The sequence below is a fragment of the Pseudomonas sp. CM27 genome (genome assembly GCF_013179515.1).
Taxonomy (GTDB): Bacteria; Pseudomonadota; Gammaproteobacteria; order Pseudomonadales; family Pseudomonadaceae; genus Aquipseudomonas.
In genome coordinates, this window is the sequence record NZ_JABMCN010000379.1 from 1 (window position 1) to 3211 (window position 3211).

2 protein-coding genes are annotated in these 3211 nt (G+C 64.7%); one reads left to right on the top strand and one right to left on the bottom strand.

What is annotated here, in order from left to right:
* On the top strand, positions 1-388 hold a 388-nt coding region (locus HP547_RS28000), incomplete at its 5' end, for an isochorismatase family protein (protein WP_172288709.1).
* Between the two features lie 54 nt (positions 389-442).
* Here HP547_RS28000 and HP547_RS28005 read toward each other — a convergent pair.
* Positions 443-3211: ATP-binding protein (locus HP547_RS28005; protein ID WP_172288711.1), on the bottom strand; the 2769-nt coding region annotated here is incomplete at its 5' end.

A 3211-nucleotide genomic window follows, 5' to 3' on the forward strand; every position in this document is an offset into this window, starting at 1 on the left:
GCCGTACATTGCCCGCCCCGGCCAGATCAACGCCTGGGACAACGAAGACTTCGTCAAGGCGATCAAGGCTACCGGCCGCAAGCAGCTGATCATTGCCGGTGTGGTCACCGATGTCTGCGTGGCTTTCCCGACCCTGTCCGCGCTGGCCGAAGGCTTTGAAGTGTTCGTGGTGACCGATGCCTCCGGTACCTTCAACGAAACCGTGCAGCAGGCGGCCTGGGCGCGCATGACCCAGGCGGGCGCGCAGATGATGAACTGGTTCTCGGTGGCCTGTGAGCTGCACCGCGACTGGCGCAACGACATCGAAGGGCTGGGCAACCTGCTGTCGCAGCGTATCCCCAACTACCGCAACCTGATGAACAGCTATTCGGCATTGACTGCCCGTTGATGTAAACCTGTTGCGGCCCCTGCGCGGGCTATTCCGCGAAGAGGCTGCAACAGGCTACGAATGGTTCACCGGCAACGTGAAGCTAATCCGGCACCCACCGAGGTCCGAGGCCAGCGCCTGCAGCTGTCCGCCATGAGCCTGCACCACCGAACTGCAGATCGCCAGGCCCATCCCCATGCCATCGTCCTTGGTGGTGTAGAACGCCCCGAACACCCGCTCGCGCTCGTCGGGCGCGATGCCCGGGCCGTTATCGTCGACGCAGATCTCCACCCTGTCGCCAGCGACCGACGAGGTAATGCGCAGCACTCCATCGCTGCGATATCCCGCCAGTGCCTCCAGGGCATTGGTGATCAGGTTGAACACCAGTTGCTGCAACTGCACCGGGTCAGCCATCACGCTGACCCCCGCCTGCAACCGCGTCTGCACGTCTACCGTGCCCTTGGCGGCATCGGCCGAAGTCAACCGCACCACCTGGCGTATCAGCTCGTCGGGCTTCATCGCCTTGAGCTGCATCGGCGCCTGTTTGGCCAGCGAACGCAGTGCACGCACGATGTTGGCCGCACGTTCGCTGTCGTTGCGGATGTCTTCCAGCCCGGCTATCGCCTCATCCAGGTCGGGCTTGCTGCGCTTCAGCCAGCGCAGGCTGGCCGCAGCGTTAGAGGCGATGCCCAGCAGCGGTTGACTGATTTCGTGGGCGATCGACGCCGACAGCTCGTTCATCACCTGCAGGTGCGCACTGCGTGCGAGCTCTGCACGTGAGCGGCGCAGCTCGGCCTCCATCTGCGCCCGGCTCTGGTTGTCTTCGGCCAGGCGGGTGTAGAACTTGGCGGTTTGCAGCGACACCGCGGCCTGCGAGGCAAGGATTTCCAGCATGGCCAGACGCTGGCTGCCGAACAGGTTCGGCACCAGGCGGTTTTCCAGGTACACCAGGCCGATCAGGACGCCCTGGATCACCAGTGGCAGGCACAGCACCGAACGGGCGTTGCGCGCCTGCAGTTCGTGACGGAAGGCCTCGGGGCAATCGTTCTGCGCATCGTTGAGCACCAGCGGCTTGCGGGTGCGCATGGTGGCGTTGATGATCGACAGCGGTGCCTGGGTCATGAACTTCTGGCAGTTGTCCATGCTCACGTGCAGCCCCGCATCGTCGATGTAGGCCAGGGCAGCCATCTGGAATTCGGCACCACTGACGATCAGCAAAGCGCCATGGTCGGCGCCGGAATGCTGGGTCAGGTGCCCCATCAGGGTTTCGATCAGGCCTTCGAGCAGCACTTCCTCGGACAGCGCCCGTGCCGCCTCGATGCCGGCCTCCAGGTCGAGCTTGGCCTGGTGGGTTGCGCGGTAGGTCTCCTGGATCGGCTGGGTGCGCAGAAACGGATGCAACGTCTCCAGCTGATGCACCTTGCCGGTCGCGCCCCAGATGTGAAAACAGTCCCGGGCGACCCGCAGGTGCAGGTTGGCACCCGAAATCAAGCCACTGGGAATGCATACCTCGGCCAGCTGTTCGTGGGCCAGTGCCTGTTCGTGGATGAAGCCGGCGGCGGTTGCGGCGATCTGGGCCTGGTCGAAGCAACGAATGGCGGCAAGGCCGTCGCCCTCCAGTTTGGCGATCACGCCCTCGATCAGCAGCAGCTTGTTGCGGAACGTGGCCGGGTTGAAACCGGCCCAATGGCCAAAGCGCTCACGCAGGCCCTGCAGCGCGTGCAGCTTTTCGGTCAGGCTGCCAGGGGCCTCCGGGCTGCCCAGGGCCAGGCCGTGGAACAGGTGGTAGTCGGCCAGGTTGATATGCGCCGGTGCCGCCCAGGCGTGTTCTGCGGTTTTCGCCAGGTGCTGCAGGGCGTGGGGGATATTGCCCAGGTAGAACGCCGACATACCGGCAAACAGGTGGCGGAAGAACAGTGTGGTGGGCGAGTCGACTGGTACGGTCGAGACCGGGCAGGGTGTGCCGCTGAGTTCGGCAACGAATGCATGCTGGGCCTGCAGGATCTGTTCGACATCGTGGTAGCCATGGCGGCGCACGGTCGCCAGGCCTTGCGCCACCTCATCGGCAACGTCAGGCAGGTAAAGGCCCATGAACAGCGAATCGGAAACCAGGTGATTGCAGGCGTAGCAGCTCATCGCCAGGTCGCCGCTCAGGCGCGCAGAGTCGACTGCCTCCAGCGCGGTGCGGCGAGCAAACTCCATGGGCGAAGTCCAGGCGCTGACCTGGTCCAGGGCCAGCAGCGCGCTGGTCAGGTCAGCCTCGAAGCCGTGGCGTTCGATCAGCTTGAGGGCGGCAAGGCAATAGGCATGGCCGTCATGATAGGCGCCGAAGCGCTGAGCAACCATTACCCCGAACCAGGCCAGGCCATATGTGCTGCCTGGCGCAACGCCATGCAGCAGCGACAGCTCCATGAGTTTGGCCAGGTGCAGGAAGCACAGGTCGTCCTGCACGAAGAACGATGACGACAGTGTCGCCAGCAGGCTGATGGCGACCGTTGCTTCCTCCGAATCGGTGCGTGGCAGCGACTCCAGGCAGTGACGACCCTTGTGCTCGATCAGGCTGAGCACATGGGCATGGCTGGCCTCCACGTGTTGCCGATCAACCCCGCGCGGCAAGCGGATCCCCAGCAACTCCAGGCCGGACATGGCGCTGCCGATTGACGCCTGATAGTCACCACGCAAGGTCCACAGGCGTGCCTGCAGCCGACACACCCGTGCCTGGTCCAGCGGCGTGCGTGCGCGCTGCCGGCATACGCCGACCTGGGCCTCGGCCGCGCTCATGCGCGACAGTTGCATGTCGCACTCTGCCGCCATGCAGGCGATGGCAAAGCCATGGCTGGCGCG